This window comes from Novosphingobium mississippiense (assembly GCF_044029535.1).
Taxonomy (GTDB): Bacteria; Pseudomonadota; Alphaproteobacteria; order Sphingomonadales; family Sphingomonadaceae; genus Novosphingobium.
In genome coordinates, this window is record NZ_CP147001.1 from 257,303 (window position 1) to 277,563 (window position 20,261).

The 20,261-nt window shown below is 66.3% G+C and carries 17 protein-coding genes; 7 read left to right on the top strand and 10 right to left on the bottom strand.

The window, feature by feature from the left end; translation table 11 throughout:
- Nucleotides 1-16: 16 nt before the first annotated feature.
- Nucleotides 17-982 (bottom strand): hypothetical protein, encoded by a 966-nt coding sequence (locus WBP06_RS01225; RefSeq protein WP_395331045.1) that lies wholly within the window; start codon nt 980-982, stop codon nt 17-19.
- Between the two features lie 25 nt (nt 983-1,007).
- Between WBP06_RS01225 and WBP06_RS01230 the strand changes: the two genes are divergently transcribed.
- On the top strand, nt 1,008-2,252 hold the full coding sequence (locus WBP06_RS01230; RefSeq protein ID WP_395331047.1) for an NAD-dependent epimerase/dehydratase family protein: 1,245 nt from the start codon (nt 1,008-1,010) through the stop codon (nt 2,250-2,252).
- A gap of 78 nt (nt 2,253-2,330) precedes the next feature.
- Here WBP06_RS01230 and WBP06_RS01235 read toward each other — a convergent pair whose 3' ends face one another.
- Nucleotides 2,331-3,338 (bottom strand): class 1 fructose-bisphosphatase, encoded by a 1,008-nt coding sequence (locus tag WBP06_RS01235; RefSeq protein WP_395331050.1) that lies wholly within the window; start codon nt 3,336-3,338, stop codon nt 2,331-2,333.
- Nucleotides 3,339-3,395: 57 nt separating this feature from the next.
- Entirely contained in the window at nt 3,396-4,280 is an 885-nt protein-coding gene (locus WBP06_RS01240) for a shikimate 5-dehydrogenase (protein ID WP_395331053.1), read from the bottom strand.
- Between the two features lie 175 nt (nt 4,281-4,455).
- Between WBP06_RS01240 and WBP06_RS01245 the strand changes: the two genes are divergently transcribed.
- Both WBP06_RS01245 and WBP06_RS01250 read left to right on the top strand, forming a co-directional pair.
- Nucleotides 4,456-5,157: a hypothetical protein gene (locus WBP06_RS01245; protein ID WP_395331055.1), complete on the top strand. Its 702-nt coding sequence runs from the start codon at nt 4,456-4,458 to the stop codon at nt 5,155-5,157.
- 165 nt (nt 5,158-5,322) lie between these two features.
- Nucleotides 5,323-6,753, top strand: coding sequence for a protoglobin domain-containing protein (locus WBP06_RS01250; protein WP_395331057.1), 1,431 nt, complete (start codon nt 5,323-5,325; stop codon nt 6,751-6,753).
- A gap of 400 nt (nt 6,754-7,153) precedes the next feature.
- On the opposite strand, the gene WBP06_RS01255 is transcribed toward WBP06_RS01250, so the two are convergent.
- A complete protein-coding gene (locus WBP06_RS01255) occupies nt 7,154-7,627 on the bottom strand; it encodes an Lrp/AsnC family transcriptional regulator (RefSeq protein ID WP_395331059.1) in 474 nt (157 codons plus the stop codon).
- A gap of 98 nt (nt 7,628-7,725) precedes the next feature.
- Between WBP06_RS01255 and putA the strand changes: the two genes are divergently transcribed.
- Nucleotides 7,726-11,319, top strand: coding sequence for a trifunctional transcriptional regulator/proline dehydrogenase/L-glutamate gamma-semialdehyde dehydrogenase (gene putA / locus WBP06_RS01260; RefSeq protein ID WP_395331061.1), 3,594 nt, complete (start codon nt 7,726-7,728; stop codon nt 11,317-11,319).
- Nucleotides 11,320-11,687: 368 nt separating this feature from the next.
- Entirely contained in the window at nt 11,688-12,236 is a 549-nt protein-coding gene (locus tag WBP06_RS01265) for a dihydrofolate reductase family protein (RefSeq protein ID WP_395331063.1), read from the top strand.
- Nucleotides 12,237-12,443: 207 nt separating this feature from the next.
- Here WBP06_RS01265 and WBP06_RS01270 read toward each other — a convergent pair whose 3' ends face one another.
- The gene (locus tag WBP06_RS01270; RefSeq protein ID WP_395331065.1) at nt 12,444-13,640 is read right to left on the bottom strand and encodes an MFS transporter; all 1,197 of its coding nucleotides are present in this window, start codon (nt 13,638-13,640) and stop codon (nt 12,444-12,446) included.
- Between the two features lie 212 nt (nt 13,641-13,852).
- Between WBP06_RS01270 and WBP06_RS01275 the strand changes: the two genes are divergently transcribed.
- Both WBP06_RS01275 and WBP06_RS01280 read left to right on the top strand, forming a co-directional pair.
- The gene (locus WBP06_RS01275) at nt 13,853-14,968 is read left to right on the top strand and encodes a GNAT family N-acetyltransferase (protein WP_395331067.1); all 1,116 of its coding nucleotides are present in this window, start codon (nt 13,853-13,855) and stop codon (nt 14,966-14,968) included.
- On the top strand, nt 14,965-15,801 hold the full coding sequence (locus WBP06_RS01280) for a proline dehydrogenase (protein WP_395331069.1): 837 nt from the start codon (nt 14,965-14,967) through the stop codon (nt 15,799-15,801). Before WBP06_RS01275 ends, WBP06_RS01280 begins: the two co-directional genes overlap by 4 nt.
- Nucleotides 15,802-16,018: 217 nt before the next feature.
- Here the strand turns inward: WBP06_RS01280 and WBP06_RS01285 are convergent, their stop codons facing one another.
- From WBP06_RS01285 to cobA, 5 genes are read right to left on the bottom strand one after another with little or no spacing between them, the layout of a single operon-like run.
- A complete protein-coding gene (locus tag WBP06_RS01285) occupies nt 16,019-16,822 on the bottom strand; it encodes a phosphoadenylyl-sulfate reductase (RefSeq protein WP_395331071.1) in 804 nt (267 codons plus the stop codon).
- A gap of 46 nt (nt 16,823-16,868) precedes the next feature.
- Nucleotides 16,869-17,300 carry a DUF934 domain-containing protein gene (locus WBP06_RS01290; RefSeq protein ID WP_395331073.1) on the bottom strand — a complete coding sequence of 144 codons (432 nt, stop codon included), beginning with the start codon at nt 17,298-17,300 and terminating at the stop codon, nt 16,869-16,871.
- Nucleotides 17,293-18,927 (bottom strand): nitrite/sulfite reductase, encoded by a 1,635-nt coding sequence (locus tag WBP06_RS01295; protein ID WP_395331075.1) that lies wholly within the window; start codon nt 18,925-18,927, stop codon nt 17,293-17,295. Before WBP06_RS01295 ends, WBP06_RS01290 begins: the two co-directional genes overlap by 8 nt.
- Nucleotides 18,927-19,223, bottom strand: coding sequence for a DUF2849 domain-containing protein (locus WBP06_RS01300; protein WP_395331077.1), 297 nt, complete (start codon nt 19,221-19,223; stop codon nt 18,927-18,929). The genes WBP06_RS01295 and WBP06_RS01300 overlap by 1 nt, the downstream gene beginning before the upstream one ends.
- Nucleotides 19,220-19,993 carry a uroporphyrinogen-III C-methyltransferase gene (cobA, locus tag WBP06_RS01305; protein ID WP_395331080.1) on the bottom strand — a complete coding sequence of 258 codons (774 nt, stop codon included), beginning with the start codon at nt 19,991-19,993 and terminating at the stop codon, nt 19,220-19,222. The genes WBP06_RS01300 and cobA overlap by 4 nt, the downstream gene beginning before the upstream one ends.
- Nucleotides 19,994-20,261 lie beyond the last annotated feature (268 nt).

Genomic DNA, 20,261 nt, shown 5'->3' on the forward strand with positions numbered 1-20,261 from the left:
AAAGGAGGCGGGCGCTTCAAACCGGGGCCGGCGGAATCAGCCGCAGCAAGGCCGGCAATCGCTGGTACCAAAGTGCGCTTGCCCGCTGACGCGGCGACAGGCCTTGGGCCAGATCGGCAATCTCGCGCCGCTTCAGACCTGATCGTTCGCAGAAATAGGGATGCCGCGTATGGTCGGCGAAATAGCCGTAAAACAACGCTGCGCGGTCCTTGTCGTAAGCCGGTGCGCCGCGATGAAAAAACCGGGCGGTATCGGCGAATACCACTGTTCCGGCGGGGCCGGTGCAGCTTACGATGTCACGCGAATATTCGGTGCCAAGACGTTTTTGCAGCACGTCATCGGTACCGAATTCGAAGCAATAGAGATCGTCTACCCCCTGCGATTTATCCACGCGGCTGATCAGTTCGAACGGCCCCCCTCGATCGGTCACGTCATTGCAGTAGACGGCGATCTTGATCATCTTGCGATCCTCGCGGTCGCGATGCCACTTGCGCGTGCCGAGTTCGTTGCCGTCCGCCACCGTGTAGATCAGCGTCATGCCGTCATATGCAGCCGGCAGGCCGATATAGGCCTCGGCAATGTCGAGCAGGCGTTCGTTAAGGCCCCAGTGGAATATCTCCGGATTGTCCACCGTTGCCGAAGCCGGCGCGCAGATGAATTCACGCCCCGCGCTCGCATCGCGCCGGGCGCTTTCGGTGCATTCCTGCGCGACCTTTTGGGCCGCACGAAGCATCCGCACAGAGCCTGGCAGCCCCAACGCCTCCAGCGAGGTGACATAGACCCCGTCGCGTTCGAGGCCGGCCACGATTTCGCGGTCCAAGCCGTCCAGCAGAGGCAGCGATGGCCGATGCCGGTCAAGAGCCTGGATATAGCGTTGCCCCAGTCGACGGCGGATCAACGGTGTATTCGATAAGTTAAATGCAAGTTGTGCCGGTTTGTCACCCAATCGGTTCAAGATTTTCTCAGACAGAGTCTTCGACATGCCGAATCCTTCTACAAGGCGATCCTTGACATGCACCCAATGGCGATCTGATCCGATCCGGCGCTGCAATCAACTCTCAGATTTCTGTCCAGAATTCTTCCAGTTACGGAGGAAGATCAAAGCACTATCCTGTTTTTTCCTGTTCTTGCGCTTGGCGGCCTTGCATTTCAGGAGGGGGGTAATCTCCATGCATTCGTCATTGACGCGAAATGATGGCGAAACTCAGGATTGCCATGGCCAGGACGCGCGGGTTCGCACGCCTGATGTACCGCGTGTGCTGGTGCTCGGCGGTACCGGCTTTATCGGCAGGCACGTTGTCGCCCGCCTTGCGAAATGCGGACATGCGACCCGCGTGCTGACCAGGAACCTGCAAAACGCGCAAACTGTGTCGGATGATCAACGCGTTGAATACGTGGAAGCAGATTATCGCGATCCCGAAGTTCTCGATGCTGCACTGAACGGCGTGGACGCCGTCTATCACCTTGCCCAGGGCGGGGGGCGAAACTGGCAGGACTATCTCGACAATGACGTAGAGGCGACGCGCCGGCTGGCGGAAGCCGCGTTGCGACAAGGGGCCCGCCGGTTCATCTACGTCGGTTCGATCGATAGTTATGCGTCGGCCAACGCGGCCGACCGCATCGATGGATCGACTTCACTCGACCCGGGCATCGATCGTCGCAATCATTACGCGCGTTCAAAGGCTGCGTGCGAGCGCCTGCTTCTGGACATGGCGCGGGAGCGGCACCTGCCGCTGGTCATCCTGCGCCTTGGTATCGTGATCGGGGAGGGCCGTTCTCCGGCCCATCATGGTGTGGGTCGTTTTTCGGCATGGAACCGCCTGACCTACTGGGGGGACGGCGAGAACAAACTTCCCTTCGTGCTTGTCGAGGATGCGGCCGACGCGCTTGTCCGGGCCTTTGATGCTCCGGCGATCGAGGGGCGGAGTTTTCTTATAGCAGACGCCCCGCTTCTGTCCGCGCGGGACTATGCCTCGGCAATGCAGGCGCGAGCAGGGGGCAGGGAAAGGGTGCAAGCCAAGCCACGGGCCATCTGGCGATATTGGCTGATGGACCTGGCGCGTGGATGGGTGAAAGTGGCGATCCGCCATCCCAATCGCCATCTTTCCAGCCTGCATGATTGGAAATGCCGGGCCCACCGCGCGACTTATGACGCAAGGCAAAGCATCGCCGCTCTCGGCTGGCGGCCCTCCGGCACCCGCCGCGCGCTTGTCGAGCGCGGCATCTACCCGGCGGTCGATGCGATGCTGTAGTGCGCGATCCGGTCCTGTGCGAAGCGCTGCGCCGGCGGGGCTGACCGACCTGTCGGACAGCCCCGCCGGCAGTGTGCTTCAGGCCGTTGCGGTTTCCTGCAGCGCCGCCACTTCTTCGGGGTCGCCCAGGATCAGGCCGATGCGCTGGTGCAGGCCGACCGGCTGCACATCCATCACGCGGCCGTGGCCGTCGATCGAGACGCCGCCGGCCTGTTCGATCAGGAAGCTCATCGGGTTGGCTTCGTAGAGCAGGCGCAGGCGTGCCTTGCCTGTGGTGCGGCTGTCCGCCGGATAGAGGAACACGCCGCCGCGCTTCAGGATGCGGTGCACGTCCGCCACCATCGATGCGGTCCAGCGCATGTTGTAGGGTCGGCCGCAGGGGCCTTCGCCGGCGGTCAGGCGTTCGTCGATATAGCGGGTAACGGCGGGCGACCACTGCGGGCGGCGCGCCATGTTGATCGCGATCTCGCACGTGCCCGTGGGGATCTGCATCGGCCCGTCGGTCATGATCCAGGCGCCCAGTTCGCGGTCCAGCGTGAATTCGTAGACGCCCGAGCCGATCGTCAGCACCAGCAGCGTCTGCGGGCCGTAGATCGCGTAGCCGGCGGCGGCCTGCGCGGTGCCGGGCTGCAGGAAATCCTCCTCGCACACCTCACGCCCCGCGCTGTTGGCAGGCGCGCGCAGCACGGAGAAGATCGTGCCCACCGAAAGGTTCACGTCCACGTTGCTGGACCCATCGATCGGATCGTAGACCAGCAGGTATTCGCCCTTGGGATAGCGGTTGGGGATCGGATGGATCGTGTCCATCTCCTCGGACGCCATGCCGGCCAGATGGCCGCCCCATTCGTTGGCATCGACCAGCAGTTCGTTGGCCAGAACGTCCAGCTTCTTCTGGACTTCGCCCTGCACGTTTTCGGTGTCCAGGCTGCCCAGCACGTCGCCCAGGGCGCCCTTGCCGATGGCGTGGTTGATCGCCTTGCAGGCGCGCGCCACCGTTTCGATCAGCAGGCGCAGTTCGGCAGGGCAGGTGGAATTCGGTTCGCGTTGCTTTTCAAGGAGGAAGCGCGTGAGCGTGGTTCTTGTCATGACTGGGTCCTTACCGAAGAGCGGGCGACTATGGTCGTGCCGAATGGAGGTTCTGCGTCAGCCGTTGCAAACGGCATCGCGCAAGCGCGTAGCGACGTTGGGGCCGTGGGCAAAGGTGGCTGCGTCGATGATGGCATCGGCGTCCGGGCGGATGCCGGTATAGAGCACGAATTGCTCCACGGCCTGAAGCACGATCACTTCCGCACCGGAGATGACGGTCTTTCCTGCCGCCAGCGCTGCCTGGATGAAGGGCGTTTCGGCGGGCTGGGCCACCACGTCGAAGGCGATCTGGCAGGCGGCGATCTGTTCGACGGGGAACGCCAGTTCGTCTGCCTGCGGGCCTTCCATGCCCAGCGGCGTCACATTGATCAGCATCGGCGCACCCTGTTCGGGCAGTTCGGGCAGCCAGCGGAAGCCGTACTGTTCGGCAAGGGCCGGCCCGGCCTTGGCATTGCGGGCGACCACGGTGCCGTCGCGGAAGCCAAGGTCGCGCAGCGCGGCCACCACGGCCTTGGCCATGCCGCCGCTGCCGCGCAGCACGAACGGCGTGGCCGGATCGATGCCGCGCCGGGCGACGAGATCGCGCACGGCGGTGTAATCGGTGTTGTATCCGGTCAGCACTCCATCGTCGTTGACGATGGTGTTCACGCTGTCGATTGCGCGGGCCGAGCCTTCCAGACCGTCGAGCAGCGGGATCACCGCTTCCTTGAACGGCATGGAGATCGCGCAGCCGCGAATGCCCAGCGCGCGGATGCCGCCGATCGCGGCGGGCAGGTCGGTGGTGGTGAAGGACTTGTAGACATAGTCCAGCCCCAGCCGCCCATAGAGCGTGTTGTGCAGGCGCGATCCGGCATTGCCGGGCCGGCCGGAGAGCGACATGCAAAGCTGCGTGTCCCGACCGATGGATGGTTTGCCGGTGAAGGCGGAAACGGGGGCGGTCATGGAGGCTCCAGATGAGTATGGCCGGTGGGTTCGCGAATGCGGCTTGGTGGCGCTGTGGCGGACGAAGCGTGCATCGGCAAGTCGTGTCTCGGCAACCCGTGCACCGTCCTCGATACCGGAACCCGCCCTTTCGCTTCCGCTTGACCCTGGCCGGCGAAAATGATGGAACGGGCGCGTGAGCGACGATACTCCCCGCCCGGAATCACCTTCTCAACCCAAAGCCGGGGCCAAAGCCGGGGCCAAAGCCGAGGCCAAGGCCGAAGCGCGCGCGGCGGAGGCGGCGGCGATCCGGCGCCGATGGATCACGCTGGGCGAAGTGCTGGCGGTGGTCGCAGTGGTGATTTCCGCGCTGACCTTGTGGAACAACTGGTCCGAACGCAGCGACAGCGACGCGGTGAAGCAGGCGGATGCCCGGCGCGCGTCTACCCGTGCGGCAACGCTGGTTCTGGTGGCGAGCGGTTCGGGGGACCGGACGCTGATCCTGAAGCCGGCCTCGCCCGAACAGTCCGTGCAAAGCCAGACGATCGTGTTCCCCACCGCGCTGGGCGTGGCGCCCGCCGAAACCACCGGCGAGCCGAGGATCGAGGCAAAGTGGTTCGAGCGGGAACTGGAAAAGGCCCGCAGCGCGGCGAAACTGCCCGACGACAGCCGGGGGGACGAGCGGTTGCCGGTGGTGATCAGGACCCGTTTCCTGGTCGATGGGGAAGTGCATGAGGATGCCGCCCTCTACGACATCGGCTACAGCATTTCGGGTCATTGGCTGAGCGGGCACAGCGTCACTCTGCGCGGCGTTTCGCTGGTTTCGCGCGGCAGGGGCGCGGTGGCGCAGGCCGGGCTCGATGCGCGTTGGGCAAAGGTGCTGCCCAAGGGCGGGTAAGCGCCCGCGCCGCCTTTCCGAAGGCCCGCTGCAATCGTTTAACCTGCCGCACTTCCGCCAAAAATTCCCGGCCGTGGCCGCCGGGAAGGCGCGTTTTCGTCCTAAGATAGCCTTCGTGGGGAATTTGAAATCCGGTCAGAGCGGCCGCCCGCGAAGGAGATGAAGTTGACCATCAAGACCATCGAGGAACGGCTCACGTTCCTTGAGTTCAATGCTGCGCAGCGTCGCGTGCTCGCATCTGCCCAGCCGCTCCTGCGCAAGTGCATCGGCCCCGCTCTCGACCGTTTCTACACCCGTGTCCGCGCGACGCCCGAAATGGCGCGCATGTTCCGGGGCGACAGCCATATCGATTCCGCCAAGTCTGCGCAGGTGGGCCACTGGCTGCGCATTGCCACCGGCAAGTTCGATCAGGATTACTACGACGCCGTCTCGCGCATCGGCAAAGTCCATGCGACGATCGGGCTGGAGCCGCGCTGGTACATCGGCGGCTATGCGATGATCCTGGAAGAGATCATGGCCGCCGTGGAGCGCACCGCCAGCCCCTGGCGCCGCCTGTTCCGCCCCGGCAGCGATGCCGGCAAGATCAGCCGCGCGCTGGTGAAGGCGGCTATGCTGGACATGGACCTGTCCATCTCGATCTATTTCCGCGAGGCGGAGGCGGAGCGTACGCAGGCCATCACCGCGCTGGACCGGGCGATGTCGCGCCTGGCCGATGGCGATCTGGTGCATGAGATCGACGATCTGCCCAACACCTACCTTTCGCTCACCCAGTCCTACAACAAGAGCCTGGCCAACTTGCGCGGCACGATCGGTTCGGTGGTGCAGACCTCCAGCGCGATCCAGGGCGGCGCGGGCGAGATCGCGCGTGCTTCGGAAGACCTTGCCCGCCGTACCGAAAGCAATGCCGCCAGCCTGGAGCAGGCGGCGGCGACGCTGCAGCAGGTGGAAGACCGCGTGAAGGTGACCGCCGGCGGCGCCCAGGAAACGCTGGAGATTGCCGGCGGCGCGCTGGAAGCGGTGACGGACGGGCGCGGCGTGGCGGTGGATGCCGTGCAGGCCATGCGCACCGTGCTGGAAAGCGCGCGCGGGATCGACGGTGTGATCGAGGGATTGGACAAGATCGCCTTCCAGACCCGCGTTCTGGCGATGAACGCGGCGGTGGAAGCCGGCCGCGCGGGGGAGGCAGGGCGCGGTTTCGCGGTCGTGGCCGATCTCGTCAGTTCGCTGGCCATGCGATCGGAAGAAGAGGCACGCCGCGCGCGCGACGGGCTTTCGGCCACCCGCAACGAGATCGAGGAAGCGGCCTCGGCCGTCACCCGCGTCGATCAGGAGCTGGAGCGGATCGCCGGAGAGGTGGACCGGGTGCACAAGCTGGTCGCCTCCATGGCGCGTGACAACGATGCGCAGGCCATCGCCATCAGCGAGATCAACCAGACCGTCGGCATGATGGACCGCTCCACCCAGCAGAACGCGGCGATGGTGGAAGAGACTTCGGCAGCCACCCGCTCGCTCTCGTCCGACGCCACCGCGCTGGCGGCGAAGGCCGGTCTGTTCCAGATCGAGGAAGGGCGCAGGCCGGGCCTTCGCGCGGCCTGAGCGGCGGTTCCAAAACCCGCTGAAGGCGATTTCGCAGCATCTCTCCTCCGCCTCTGACAGCCGATGCCCATCAGCATATTTGCAGGGGGCGGGGGGAGAGGGCTGGCGTTGCGCTTGAAATGCCCCTAGGGGCGCGTTTCCAACGGGCGCCGACGCCGCGCCTCAAGCGTCTAGTTTCTGTGAATCATCTCGTCGCCCTCACGCAGGTGGGGGGCCTGCTTCCTTCCGCCACCGAGAGTAGGAACGGGCTTCTCGCCTTGGCGGGAACGGCGGGGTGTCGTGGCCCTGAATAGGGGGCTGGGGCAGCTCCGATCCGAGTGCGTCGGATCCACGGCGCCAGGATTTTGGTTTGCCGCGTTTTTCCGAATCATCACGTGATTCCAGCTGGTTGGAAAGCGCTCTAGACGTTCCCGGTATCCTTCACCGTTTCCATCGCCACATAGGTCGACGTGCTGGCGACATGCGGCAGGTTGGACAGCTTCTCCCCCAGCACCTCGCGATAGCGGCGGATGTCGCGCGTGCGGACTTTCAGCAGGTAGTCGAAGTGGCTGGCCAGCATGTGGCATTCTTCCACTTCGGCAATGCGCCGCACCGCCGCGTTGAACTCCTTCAGCGCCTGCTCGCGCGTGTCGGACAGCTTCACTTCGGTGAAGGCCACGTGATCCAGTCCCAGAGCCGCCGGATCGACCGCCGCGTGAAAGCCCCGGATCACCCCCGAATCGATCAGCCGGCGCAGCCGTACCTGGCAAGGCGTCTTGGACAGACCGACCACGCGGGCCAGTTCGGTGACACTCATTCGCCCGTCGTTTCTGAGCGTTGCGATGATCTTGCGGTCGTGTTCGTCCAGATCGACTGATTTGATCGGCTTGGCCATGCGGATAGACTAGGTATGGCCTGAATATAAGTCCATATGGCCTGTTTTGGTCGCGTGAAAAGTCGGACCGCCACGCGGGCCCGCGATATTGTGCGCGCATGACCCAGACCCCGCCATTCGCCGCTTTCGCCCCCGCCATCAGCGCGCCGACCCCGCTGCGCAGCGCCATCACCGATGCCTTCCGCCGCGACGAGGCCGAATGCATGGCCCCGCTGCTGGAAGCCGCGACGCTGCCCGACGCCACCCGCGCCGCCGTCCGTGCGACCGCCAGCAATCTCGTCACCACGCTGCGCGCCAACCACAAGGGCACCGGTGTCGAGGGGCTGGTGCAGGAATACTCGCTGTCGAGCGAGGAGGGCGTTGCGCTGATGTGTCTGGCCGAGGCGCTGCTGCGCATTCCCGACGATGCCACCCGCGATGCGCTGATCCGCGACAAGATCGCCGGCGGCGACTGGGGCGCGCACCTGGGCAATGGTAAGTCGCTGTTCGTCAATGCCGCCACCTGGGGCCTTGTCGTTACCGGCAAGCTGGTCGGCTCCGTCGATGACAAGGGCCTTGGCGCTGCGCTGACGCGTCTGGTCGCGCGTGCCGGTGAGCCGGTGATCCGTCGCGGCGTGGACATGGCGATGCGTCTGATGGGCGAGCAGTTCGTCACTGGCGAGACCATCGACGAGGCGGTGAAGCGCGCCCGCGAACTGGAAGTGAAGGGCTTCCGCTACAGCTATGACATGCTGGGCGAAGCGGCGACGACGGCGGCCGACGCGGACCGCTACAACACCGATTACGTCAACGCGATCCATGCCATCGGCAAGGCCAGTGCCGGGCGCGGCGTCTATGGCGGCCCCGGCATCTCGATCAAGCTTTCCGCGCTTCACCCGCGCTATAGCCGCGCGCAGGCGAGCCGCGTGATGGGCGAACTGTTGCCCCGCGTGAAGGCGCTGGCGGTGATCGCCAAGGGCTATGACATCGGCATCAACATTGATGCCGAGGAAGCCGATCGCCTCGAACTCTCGCTCGATCTGCTGGAGAGTCTGGCGCTCGATCCGGATCTGGCGGGCTGGGACGGTCTGGGCTTCGTGGTGCAGGCCTATGGCAAGCGCTGCCCCTATGTGCTGGACTGGATCATCGATCTGGCCCGCCGCGCCGGCCGCCGCATGATGGTGCGTCTGGTCAAGGGCGCCTACTGGGATGCCGAGATCAAGCGCGCGCAGGTGGATGGCCTGGCCGACTTCCCGGTCTTCACCCGCAAGGTCCACACCGACGTGTCCTACGTCGCCTGTGCGCAGAAGCTGCTGGCCGCGCCGGACGCGGTGTTTCCGCAGTTCGCCACCCACAACGCGCAGACGCTGGCGACGATCTACCACCTGGCCGGGCCGGACTTCGCCATCGGCAAGTACGAGTTCCAGTGCCTGCACGGCATGGGCGAACCGCTCTATTCGCAGGTCGTCGGTGCCGACAAGCTGGACCGTCCCTGCCGCATCTACGCGCCGGTGGGCACGCATGAGACGCTGCTGGCCTACCTCGTGCGCCGCCTGCTGGAGAATGGCGCCAACTCCTCGTTCGTGAACCGTATCGCCGATCCTGCCGTGCCGGTGGACGAGATGGTGGCCGATCCGGTCGAAGTCGTGCGCGCCATGCCGCACCCCGGCGCCCGCCACAGCGAGATCGCCGTTTCGGGCGACCTCTACGCCGGCCGCCGCAACTCGGCCGGTATCGATCTTGCCGATGAAAACGCGCTGGCCGGACTGGCCGATGCGCTGCAGGCCTCGGTCGCCCGCGAATGGTTCGCCATGCCCGCCAATGCGCAGGGCAAGGTGCGCGAAGTGCTGAACCCCGCCGATCATCGCGACGTGGTGGGCAAAGTGATGGAAGTGGCCCCCGAAGCGGCCGCCGTCATGGTCGCGCGCGCTGCGATCAGCCGCTGGGGCGGTACGCCGGTGACCGAGCGCGCCGCGATGCTCGATGCCGCTGCGGATGCGATGCAGGCGCGCATCGGCGAACTGATGGGCCTTGTCATCCGCGAAGCCGGCAAGTCCGCCGCGAACGCCATTGCCGAAGTGCGCGAGGCGATCGACTTCCTGCGCTATTACGCGCAGCAGGCCCGCGCGACGTTCGGTGCGGAACAACAGGCGCTCGGCCCGGTGGTCTGCATCAGCCCGTGGAACTTCCCGCTGGCGATCTTCGCCGGGCAGGTTGCCGCCGCGCTGGTTGCGGGCAATACCGTGCTGGCCAAGCCGGCTGAGGAAACCCCGCTGATCGCCGCCGAAGCCGTGCGTATCCTGCACGAAGCCGGCGTTCCGGCCGACGCGCTGCAGCTCGTTCCGGGCGACGGCAAGGTTGGCGCCGCACTGGTCGCCGCGCCGCAAGTGGCGGCCGTGATGTTCACCGGCTCCACCGAAGTCGCCCGCCTGATCCAGAAGCAGCTTGCGGGCCGCACTTCGGCGGATGGCCGCGCCATTCCGCTGATTGCCGAGACCGGCGGCCAGAACGCGATGATCGTCGATTCCTCCGCGCTGGCGGAGCAGGTGGTGGCGGACGTCATCGCATCGGCCTTCGACTCCGCCGGCCAGCGCTGCTCGGCGCTGCGCGTGCTGTGCCTTCAGGAAGACGTGGCCGACCGCACCTTGAAGATGCTGAAGGGCGCGCTGGCCGAACTCACCGTGGGCGATACCCAGACGCTGGCGACCGACATCGGCCCGGTCATCACCGCAGAGGCGCAGGGCAACATCGCCGCGCATGTCGAGACGATGAAGGCGCGCGGCTGCAAGGTGGAGCAGGTGGCGATCCCCGCCGACTGCGCGCGGGGCACCTTCATCGCCCCCACCATCGTCGAGATCGACAGCATCGCCCAGCTGGGGCGTGAGGTCTTCGGCCCCGTGCTCCACGTCGTGCGCTTCCGCCGGGACGATCTGCCGGGCCTGATCGATGCGATCAACGGCACCGGCTATGGCCTGACCTTCGGCCTGCACACCCGTCTGGACGCCACGGTCGAGCGGGTGACGGCGGCCGTGAAGGCGGGCAACCTCTACGTCAACCGCAACACCATCGGCGCCGTCGTGGGCGTGCAGCCGTTCGGCGGGCGCGGGCTTTCGGGCACCGGCCCCAAGGCGGGCGGTCCGCTCTACCTTGGCCGTCTGGCCACCAAGGCGCCCGAAGTGCTGGGCCCGGCCAAGCATGGCGCGGCGCTGGTCGAACCCTTCGCTGCCTGGCTGGAGAGCGTGGGCGAGGCGAGCGCGGCGGCCGAGGCGCGCAAGATCGGCGCGGCTTCCGCGCTGGGCATGGAGACCGAGCTGACCGGCCCGGTGGGTGAGCGCAACCTCTACGCGCTGCATCCGCGCGGCCGCGTGCTGCTGCGCCCGGCGACGCGCGCGGGCCTGTTCGCGCAGATGGCGGCGGTGCTGGCCACCGGCAACACCGCGACGGTCGAGGGGCTGGATGTACCCGGCGGCCTGCCCGCCGAGATCGAGGCACGCTTCCACCCGCACGCCGGTGAAGCCTTCGCTGCCTGCCTGGCGGAGGGGGATGCCGCTGCCGTGCGCGCGGCCTGCGAAGCGGTGGCGGGCATGTCCGGCCCGATCGTGCCCGTGCATGTCAGCGCCGGACCCAACGGCGCGTGGTTGCTGGAGGAGGTTTCCACCTCGATCAACACCACTGCGGCGGGCGGCAATGCCAGCCTGATGATGATCGGCTGAGTTCGCCTTCATCGCTGCGACTCGGGCGGGCCGTTCCCTTTGCGGGGGGCGGCCCGCTGTCGTTTGCGCAAGGTGACGGTCCGGTTGACACAGTTGACACGCTCTAGGGAAAACCACCTAGGGGACGCCTTGCAGTGGCCGCCAGAGGGCAAGCCGCTGATCCTGATCGCAATTCGAGTCGCCCTGTCCTGCATCGCGCAAGAGTTTCAAATTGCACGCGAGTAGGAAAACGAAACACGCCGGAAACAGTCGCCGCATCCCGCCTGAGGCCCGACTCGTCCGCTTTCCGGCAACTCGCGCGCCGCAGCGTTCTTCACATCTTTGCGACCGACCGTCACAGGTGTAGGATATCAGGTGGAGAAACACCCATGGGCAGGATGATCGTAGAGGCTGCCACGAGCATCGACGGATATTGGACCGATGCCGATGGCGTGACCATTTTCCCGGTCGACGATGCGCGCCGCGCCCAGATGGTCGCGCGGCTGGCCGATACCTGCGGTGCCGTTGTTATGAGCGCGAAGGCCTTCGCGGCAGGCGGCGATCCGGACTGGTATGCCGACAATTACGAGCTGCAGGTGCCGATCTTCGTCGTCACCGACCATGCCCCGGTTCCCGCCCCGCGGGAGAATGCGCGGCTGCATTTCCATTTTCACGGCGATTTCGCCTCTGCCTTTTCCGCCGCGCAGAAGGTGGCGGGCGACAAGGCGGTGCTGGTGATCGGCGGGGCGCGAACGGTCAGTGCCGCGCTCAGCACCGGCAAGGCGGACGAGATCTGGCTGCGCGTGATGTCCCGCGCATTAGGCAGGGGCGCGCCGCTGTTCGACGACGACATGCCCTTCGAGGACTATTTCGTTTCGGAGATGGAGAACACGCCCAGCGCCGTGCATATGCGGCTGGAGCGGCGGCATCAGGATTGAGCGGAGCTTAGCGGCAAACAGAACTGACCCGCTAGAATCCGCTCGAATATACCCCAGCAGCACTCACTTCGTCACCCCCGCGAAGGCGGGGGCCCCGCTTCCTTCGCGCCACGCCCGCAAGAACAAGCGGGATCCCTGCCTTCGCGGGGATGACGAGTGTGTTGGGGGGAGTGAGTGTTGCGCGAAAACGTAAGCTAAACCCGCGCTTTACGCGCAGGCGGGAACCGCCTGCAGCGCAACCCCGCGCTTGTGGTGCACCAGCGTCAGCAGAAACACCGCCAGGCCGCCCAGCGAGAGGCCGGCGCCGATCCAGCCGGTGGAGGTCAGCCCCCAGCCGGCCGAGATGGCCAGCCCGCCCAGCCACGGGCCCAGCGCATTGGCGAAATTGAAGGCGCTGTGGTGCGCGGCGGCGGCCAGGGCCTGCGCCTCGCCCGCAACGTCCATCAGGCGCGTCTGCAGGATGGTTCCCAGGCCGCCGGAAAAGCCCACCATCAGGATCACCGGAACCAGCGTCCAGATATTGCCTGCCGCGAAGGGGAACAGGGCCAGGCTGAATGCGCTGAACAGCAGCGCGCCGATCGCCGCGCGGCTCTGTGCGCGGTCCGCCGCCCAGGCCCAGAACAGGTTGCCCACGGTCATGCCCACGCCGAACACCGCCAGCACCACCGGCACCAGCCCTTCGGAAACCTTGGTCACCTCGATCATGGTGGAGGCGACATAGGTATAGACCGCGAAGAGGCCGCCGAAGCCGATGGCGCCGGTCAGCAGGGTCAGCAGCACTTGCGGGCGGCGCAGCGCGCCCAGTTCGCGCGCGGCGCTGGCCCCTTCCGAGGGCGGCTGATGCGGTGCGAACAGCGCGACGGAGACCATGGTCATCAATGCCAGCACCGAAACCACGGCAAAGCCCGCGCGCCAGCCCAGCGCCTGCCCCAGCCAGTTGGCGGCCGGAACGCCGATCACCGTGGCGACGGTCAGCCCGGACATCACCATGGCCACTGCCTGCGCGCGCCGGTTTTCCGGCACCATCGAGGCCGCCACCAGCGCCGCGACGCCGAAATAGGCGCCGTGCGGCAGGCCGGACAGGAAGCGGAACAGGATCAGCAGCGGATAGCTGGGCGCCATTGCCGAAAGCCCGTTGCCCAGCGCAAACATCGCCATCAGCCCGATCAGCAGCGCGCGTCGGCCCACTTTCGCCGCCAACACCGCGATCACCGGCGCACCCACGAAGACGCCCAGCGCATAGGCGCTGATGGCGTGGCCCGCCTGCGGCTCGGTCAGGTGAAGATCGCGGGCGAAATAGGGCACAAGGCTCATCGCCGCGAATTCGGTGGTGCCGATCGCGAAGGCGCCCATCGCCAGCGCGAGCGTGACGAGGGCAGGGTGGGTGTGTTTCTGGTTGGTCATGTTGCACTGCAATATTGGGGGCATCTGGCACTTAGTACGCCACGGCGCAAAGCCAAGGCCCCTAAAGGTGTGTTTTTTGCACGCGACAATTCGCCTTGCGCAACTTGCAGACATCGATGTCGGCCGAACGGACTGAGTTTTAACTTCGGATAAGCCAATTCCGGCTATTCACTCGCGCGGGGGCGACAGTCGCGTCGTGAAGGGAATCGGCCTTGCGCCATGAAGCACCGATGGTGGAGCGCGCCGCCGGGCCTGCGGGGTCTGCGTCGCACCGGCGCGCGCGCAGCCTGCAGATATCCGGAGAGATAGCCGAAAGCGACTGGCGCGATCTGGAATCGCAGGCGCGCTTGCCGTCGCAGATGCGGGCATTTCACGCTGCGCTGGCCGAAACGATGCTGGCGGGTCGGGTAAGGCATATCGCGACCGTGCGGGAGAGGGGACGCGTCATCGCGCTGCTGCCGCTTTGCCGTCGCAAGGGCTGGCTGGGCCGCTGGCACGCCGCCGGGGAGCGGCAGGTCTACGAGCCGGTCGATGCTCTCTGCCGCGACGATGCGGCCGCCGTCGCGCTCGCGCGTGATCTGGCGCGGCTGCAGCGGCCCTTGCGGCTGGAGCGGATCCCGGCGGATTCGCCGCTGGTGCGCGGGTTGCGCACGGCGATGCGGCGGCGGGGATTGCTGGTGGTACGGCCGGCCACGGGTTGCCCCACGATCGGTATCGATCCTGAAAATCCCGATCCCGAGGCGCGCTTCAATTCCGGCCGCCGGTCGGACTTCCGCCGCGCCCGTCGCCGGGCCGAGGCCGAAGGCGTGGTAACCTTCGAAATGCACGCCCCGCGCCGCGAGGAATTTGACACCCTGTTCGACGAAGCGGTGGAGATCGAGCGGTGCGGCTGGAAGGGGGAGAGCGGCTCCGCACTCGGCTGCGATCCGGCAAAGGCGGCCTTCTTCCGGGACTTCCTTGGCCGCGCGAGTGGCGAAGGGGCCTGCCGCATCGCCTTCATGCGGATCGGCGGCAAGGCGGTGGCGATGCAGCTCGCCGTGGAGTTCCAGCGCCGCTACTGGCTGTTCAAGATCGGGTTCGACACCGCTTTCTCGCGCGTGTCTCCGGGCAATCTGCTGATGCTTCATGCGCTGACCGACGCCACCGCGCGGGGGTTGCTGGGCATCGAACTGCTGGGCGAAGTGGAACCGTGGATCATGGATGTGTGGACGCGCGAGGCGATGGCCTGCGTGCGGCTGCAGACCTATCCGTACAACCTCCACGGCCTGGCCGCGCTGGCGGTGGAGGCGACCAACTGGCTGTGGCAGCGGCGGCCGGGACGCAAATGAGCGCGGGCATCGGCACTACGGTACGCGTGGCCCTCTCGCGCACGGTGGAGGCGGTGGCGCCGGCGCCCGATGCGGTGGCGGCGGCGCGGGCGGCGCTCTCGCTGCGGGAACGCGGCATGGCGGCAACGCTCAGTTATTTTCCCGCGTGGAATGGCGTGCCCGATGGGATCGTGACCGCCTGCGGAGCCCTGTCCCACGCATTGAACGGTGCGGTTCCGGGCACGTGTCTGGCGATCAAGGCCTCGCCGCTGCACTTCGACAAGGCCCTGCTGCGCGCCGTGGCCACCCCGGCGAGCGCATCGGGGATGACCGTGGTGTTCGATGCACTGACCCACGCGCAGGCGGGGCAGACGCTCGATCTGGTCGAGTGGCTGGCGGGCGAATACGGCGCAAGCGGCACCGCGCTCCCCGCCCGCTGGCGGCGGAGCCTTGCCGATGCCGAACGCCTGCGCGACGCGCCCGTGCGCATCCGTCTGGTCAAGGGCGAGTGGGCCGATCCGGAAGGCGATGCGGGGGATCGGACGGCGGCGTTCCTGGAACTGGTGCAACTGCTCGCCGGGCGTTCCGCGCCGGTGGGCGTGGCCACGCACGACCCGGCACTGGCCCGCGCGGCGTTGGCGATCCTGATAGCTTCGGGTACCCCTTGCGAACTGGAGCAGTTGCGTGGCCTCCCCATGAAGCGCAGCAGCCGGGTGGCGAACGAACTCGGCGTTCCGGTGCGCCTCTACTGGCCCTTCGGCCCGGGCTGGTGGCCCTATGCGGCGGAGAAGCTGATCGAGCGGCCTTATCTGCCGAAGTGGTGGGTGGTGGATCGTTTGGGGGGCAGGCGATGAAGGCGCGTTATGGCGATTGCCGGGCGAGGACATCATCCCGATCGGGCGAAGATGCCCGTTCTATGGGCGGCGATTGATCGTCATGAAATGAGGCTGAGCGTTCTTGAACAACGGCTCAGCCTTTGAGGCCCGACACGTTCGGCACCCGCCTGGGCGGGCCAACAGGCAAGGGGGAGCGTCAGAAAACCCGCCCGAAAGCGGACTTCCAACCCTCAGCTCACAGATCCAGGCCGAACTCCGGCGCGTTCTGGTCGGTGTGGTCCGTGGTGGGGTGGGCGACGTGGATGCCGCATTCGGTCTTGTCCCACCCGCGCCAGCGGCCGGAGCGGGGGTCTTCGCCCGCCGCCACCTTGCTGGTGCAGGGCATGCAGCCGATCGACGGATAGCCCTGCGCCACCAGCGGGTGCGGGGGCAGGTCATGCTCGGCGATATAGGCGGCGATGCGGTCGGGGTTCCAGTCTATCAGCGGGTTGACCTTCAGGCGCCCCTGCGCGTCCGTCGTGTCGATCTCGAAACGTGGCAGCGTGGCGCGGGTGGCGTTCTGGAACGCCTTGCGTCCGGTGAAAGAGGCGTCGTAGTTCAACAGCGCCTTTTCCAGCGGCTTCACCTTGCGGATCTCGCAGCAGCCGTCCGGGTCATAGGACCAGCGCAGCCCGCTTTCGTCCTTCTTCGCCAGTTCTTCCGCATCGGGCAGCAGGTTGATCAGGTTGGTCAGGCCCAGCCGATCGACCAACTGGTCGCGATAGGCCAGCGTTTCGGGGAAGTGCTTGCCCGTTTCCAGGAACAGCACCGGGACCGAGGGATCGACAGAGGCGACGAGGTGCAGCAGAACCGCCGATTCCGCACCGAAGCTGGACACGATCGCGATATCGCCGGCCATGCCTTCCTTCAGCACCGTTTCGAGCATTTCGTTCGTGTCGGTGCCGCGGAACAGGCGGTTGAGGCGCACGGCATCGGCCTCGTCGAAACGAGGGCCGGTGTCGATCAGGTCGCGAATGCGGGTCACTTCGGTACGGGTCATCAGGTGGTCCCTTATGACGGCAGTTTTCCGTTCGATTAGGCGGAGATCAGCCGTGGCGCTTGGCCCAGATCGCCTGGCGGCCATCGACAGCGGTCGCCTGGTAGACGTTTTCCCAACGGTCGAACGCGGTCTGCGCGTCCTGTTCGTTGAGGGCATGGTCCGGCGCGAAAGCGTCGAAACCACAGCGGCGCAGGTGCGAGAGCATGTCGATCACCAGATCGCCCACCGCGCGCATCTCGCCCTGGTAGCCGGCTTCGCGAAGCAGGCGGGCGGACGAGTAGCCGCGCCCGTCGGTCCACGCCGGGAAGCTGACTTCCACCAGCGACAGGCGATCGAGATGCGGCAGCAGTTCGCGCGCGTCGTCACCCGGTTCGATGCGGACGGCGGTGGCATTGGTCTGATCACCGAACGAATCGACGGTCACCGCCGGGTCGTTCACCGCTTCGTCCTCACGAAAGCGGAACTGCACTTCAACCATAGATCGCTTCCTTGAACGGGGCCATGCCGATACGGCGATAGGTGTCGAGGAAGCGTTCCTCGCCCTGCTTGTTGGCGAGATAGACTTCGGTGGCCTTTTCGATGGCATCGACCACGCCGTCCTCGGTGAAGCCGGGGCCGGTGATCTGGCCGAGCGAGGTGTCCGCACCCTCGCTGCCGCCGAGCAGGAGCTGGTAGTTTTCCAGGCCCTTCTTGTCGACGCCGAGGATGCCGATGTGGCCCGCGTGGTGGTGGCCGCAGGCGTTGATGCAGCCGGAGATCTTCAGCTTCAACTCGCCGATCTCCGCCTGACGTTCGGCGCTGCCGAAGCGTTCGGAGATCTTCTGCGCCACCGGGATCGAGCGGGCATTGGCCAGCGCGCAATAGTCCAGACCCGGGCAGGCGATGATGTCGCCCACGGTGTCGAGATTCGCAGTAGCAAGGCCCGCTTCGTCCAGCGCCTGCCACACGGTGTAGAGGTCGGCCTTCTTCACGTGCGGGAAGACGATGTTCTGGGCGTGGGTGACGCGCAGTTCGTCGAAGCTGTAGTCCTTGGCCAGTTGCGCCATCAGGCGGATCTGGTCGGCGGTGGCATCACCGGGAATGCCGCCCACGGGCTTCAGCGAAACCGTGGCGATCACGTAGCCCGCCTGCTTGTGGGCATGCGTGTTGCGCTCCACCCAGAGGCGGAAGTCGGGATCGGTCAGGTCCAGATCGTCCGAAACGCCGGCTTCGAAGCCGGGATCGACGAAGTGGGCCTTGATCCGCTCCAGCTCGGCCAGCGGCGGCTCGATCGGCTGGGTCAGCAGGTGCGCGAATTCTTCCTCCACCTGGCGGACGTATTCGTCGCGGCCCAGTTCGTGGACGAGGATCTTGATGCGCGCCTTGTACTTGTTGTCGCGGCGGCCATAGCGGTTGTAGACGCGCAGGCACGCTTCCGAATAGGTGATCAGCTGGTCCAGCGGCACGAAGTCGCGGATCAGCGGGGCGATCATCGGGGTGCGGCCCATGCCGCCACCGGCGTAGAACTGGGCGCCGATCTCGCCGGCGTCATTCTTCACCATCTTGATGCCGATGTCGTGCAGGCGCATCGCCGCGCGGTCCGTCTCGGACGCGATGACGGCGATCTTGAACTTGCGCGGCAGCACCAGGAATTCCGGGTGGAAGCTGGACCACTGGCGCAGCAGTTCCGCATAGGGGCGCGGATCGACGATCTCTTCCGCAGCCGCACCGGCGAACTGGTCGGAAGAGATATTGCGGATGCAGTTGCCGCTGGTCTGGATGGCATGCATCTCCACCTTGGCCAGTTCGGCCAGGATGTCGGGCGTGTCTTCCAGCTTGATCCAGTTGTACTGGATGTTCTGGCGGGTGGTGAAGTGGCCGTAGCCGCGGTCGTACTTGTCCGCGATATCACCCAGCAGCGTCATCTGCGCGGAATTCAGCGTGCCATAGGGCACCGCGACGCGCAGCATGTAGGCGTGAAGCTGGAGGTAGAGGCCGTTCTGCAGGCGCAGCGGCTTGAACTGGTCCTCGGTCAGGTCGCCGGCAAGGCGGCGGCGGACCTGGTCACGGAATTCCGCGACGCGCGTGTCGACCATCTGCTGGTCGTATTCGTCGTACTTGTACATCAGATCACCCAGTCTGCGGCTGCGGGGTCGGACGGCTTCAGCGTCAGGTCGAGGCGGACCGTCGGGCCAAGGGCGCGAATACGCTCCTTGATGTGGGCCGGGCGGACGCCTTCTTCGGTCTTCGCGCCATCGACGACATAGGCGCCGACGACGTTGCGAGCCCCCTCCTCACGCGCGGCAAGGGCGGCGCCATGCTCGCCCACGTCGGCGGAATCGTTGACATCCAGCGACCAGCTTACGCCGGTCCACCAGATGACCGCCCCGGTCTTGAGGTCGTTCCCCGTCAGGATCTTCACTGTTGTACTGCCTCCAGCGCTGTTGCGCTTACGATGGTATCGGGCTGCGCGGTGACAGCGCCGATGACGATGAGCGCGGGGCTGGCCACCCGTTCCCGCTCAACAAGGTCTGCAAGGCCGGCAAGCGACGCGCGCAATACGCGCATGTCGCTGCGCGTGGCCTTTTCGATAACCGCGACGGGAACGTCGGGCGTCAGGCCGTCCGCAATCAGCTTTTCGGTGATCTGGGCGGCGGTCGCAAGGCCCATGAAGATCACCAGGGTGCGGCCCTTGCCGGCAAGGCCGGACCAGTCCTGATCGGTCAGGCCCTTGCACTGGCCGGCCACGAAGCTGACGATCGAGGCATGGTCGCGGTGCGTCAGCGGGATCTGCGCGGCGGCGGCGGCCCCCAATGCGGACGAGATGCCGGGCACCACTTCCACCGGAACACCGGCGGCATGGCAGGCCTTTGCCTCTTCGCCGCCGCGGCCGAACACGAAGGGGTCGCCGCCTTTCAGGCGCACGACGTCGTTACCGGACAACGCCTCACGCACGAGGAGGGCGTTGATCTCTTCCTGCTTCATGGTGTGGCGCGAACGGGCCTTGGCCACCGAGATCAGCCGCGCGGAAGGGCGCGCCATCGACAGGATCGCCGGATCGACCAGCCCGTCGTGCACGATCAGCGCGGCGTTCATCACCAGCCGCGCGGCGCGCAGGGTGAGCAGGTCCGGATCGCCGGGGCCGGCGCCGACCAGAAAGACTCGGCCGATAGAGGCGGGATTCGGTTGCATGGTGGCGCACATGGTACCGCACGACCGGGGATACCAGCCAGAATGGCTTTGCAGGGGGCAAGAGCGACTTTAGGGGCCCGTCTGAAAATCGTCTTCGGGGCGGTGGCGGGCTGGCGTCGTCCCGAAAATGCCACGGAGCATTTTTCCACACGGCCGCTCAGGTCGTCGCAAATTTGGCAGGAAATGCGCGCGGGCTTGCCGAATTTCCCATAAAGGAAAAAAGGGTGTTTTAGCTGACTAGATGGCGCTCTCGGCCGATATTGGGCCG

Bases quoted from the DNA above. Each gene is read 5' to 3' on its own strand.
- WBP06_RS01290 (WP_395331073.1), bottom strand. From the start codon at position 17,300: ATGGTTGAAGTGCAGTTCCGCTTTCGTGAGGACGAAGCGGTGAACGAC.
- cobA (WP_395331080.1), bottom strand. From the start codon at position 19,993: ATGCAACCGAATCCCGCCTCTATCGGCCGAGTCTTTCTGGTCGGCGCC.
- WBP06_RS01235 (WP_395331050.1), bottom strand. From the start codon at position 3,338: ATGACAAGAACCACGCTCACGCGCTTCCTCCTTGAAAAGCAACGCGAA.
- WBP06_RS01225 (WP_395331045.1), bottom strand. From the start codon at position 982: ATGTCGAAGACTCTGTCTGAGAAAATCTTGAACCGATTGGGTGACAAA.
- putA (WP_395331061.1), top strand. From the start codon at position 7,726: ATGACCCAGACCCCGCCATTCGCCGCTTTCGCCCCCGCCATCAGCGCG.
- WBP06_RS01285 (WP_395331071.1), bottom strand. From the start codon at position 16,822: ATGACCCGTACCGAAGTGACCCGCATTCGCGACCTGATCGACACCGGC.
- WBP06_RS01270 (WP_395331065.1), bottom strand. From the start codon at position 13,640: ATGACCAACCAGAAACACACCCACCCTGCCCTCGTCACGCTCGCGCTG.
- WBP06_RS01280 (WP_395331069.1), top strand. From the start codon at position 14,965: ATGAGCGCGGGCATCGGCACTACGGTACGCGTGGCCCTCTCGCGCACG.
- WBP06_RS01255 (WP_395331059.1), bottom strand. From the start codon at position 7,627: ATGGCCAAGCCGATCAAATCAGTCGATCTGGACGAACACGACCGCAAG.
- WBP06_RS01265 (WP_395331063.1), top strand. From the start codon at position 11,688: ATGGGCAGGATGATCGTAGAGGCTGCCACGAGCATCGACGGATATTGG.
- WBP06_RS01295 (WP_395331075.1), bottom strand. From the start codon at position 18,927: ATGTACAAGTACGACGAATACGACCAGCAGATGGTCGACACGCGCGTC.
- WBP06_RS01240 (WP_395331053.1), bottom strand. From the start codon at position 4,280: ATGACCGCCCCCGTTTCCGCCTTCACCGGCAAACCATCCATCGGTCGG.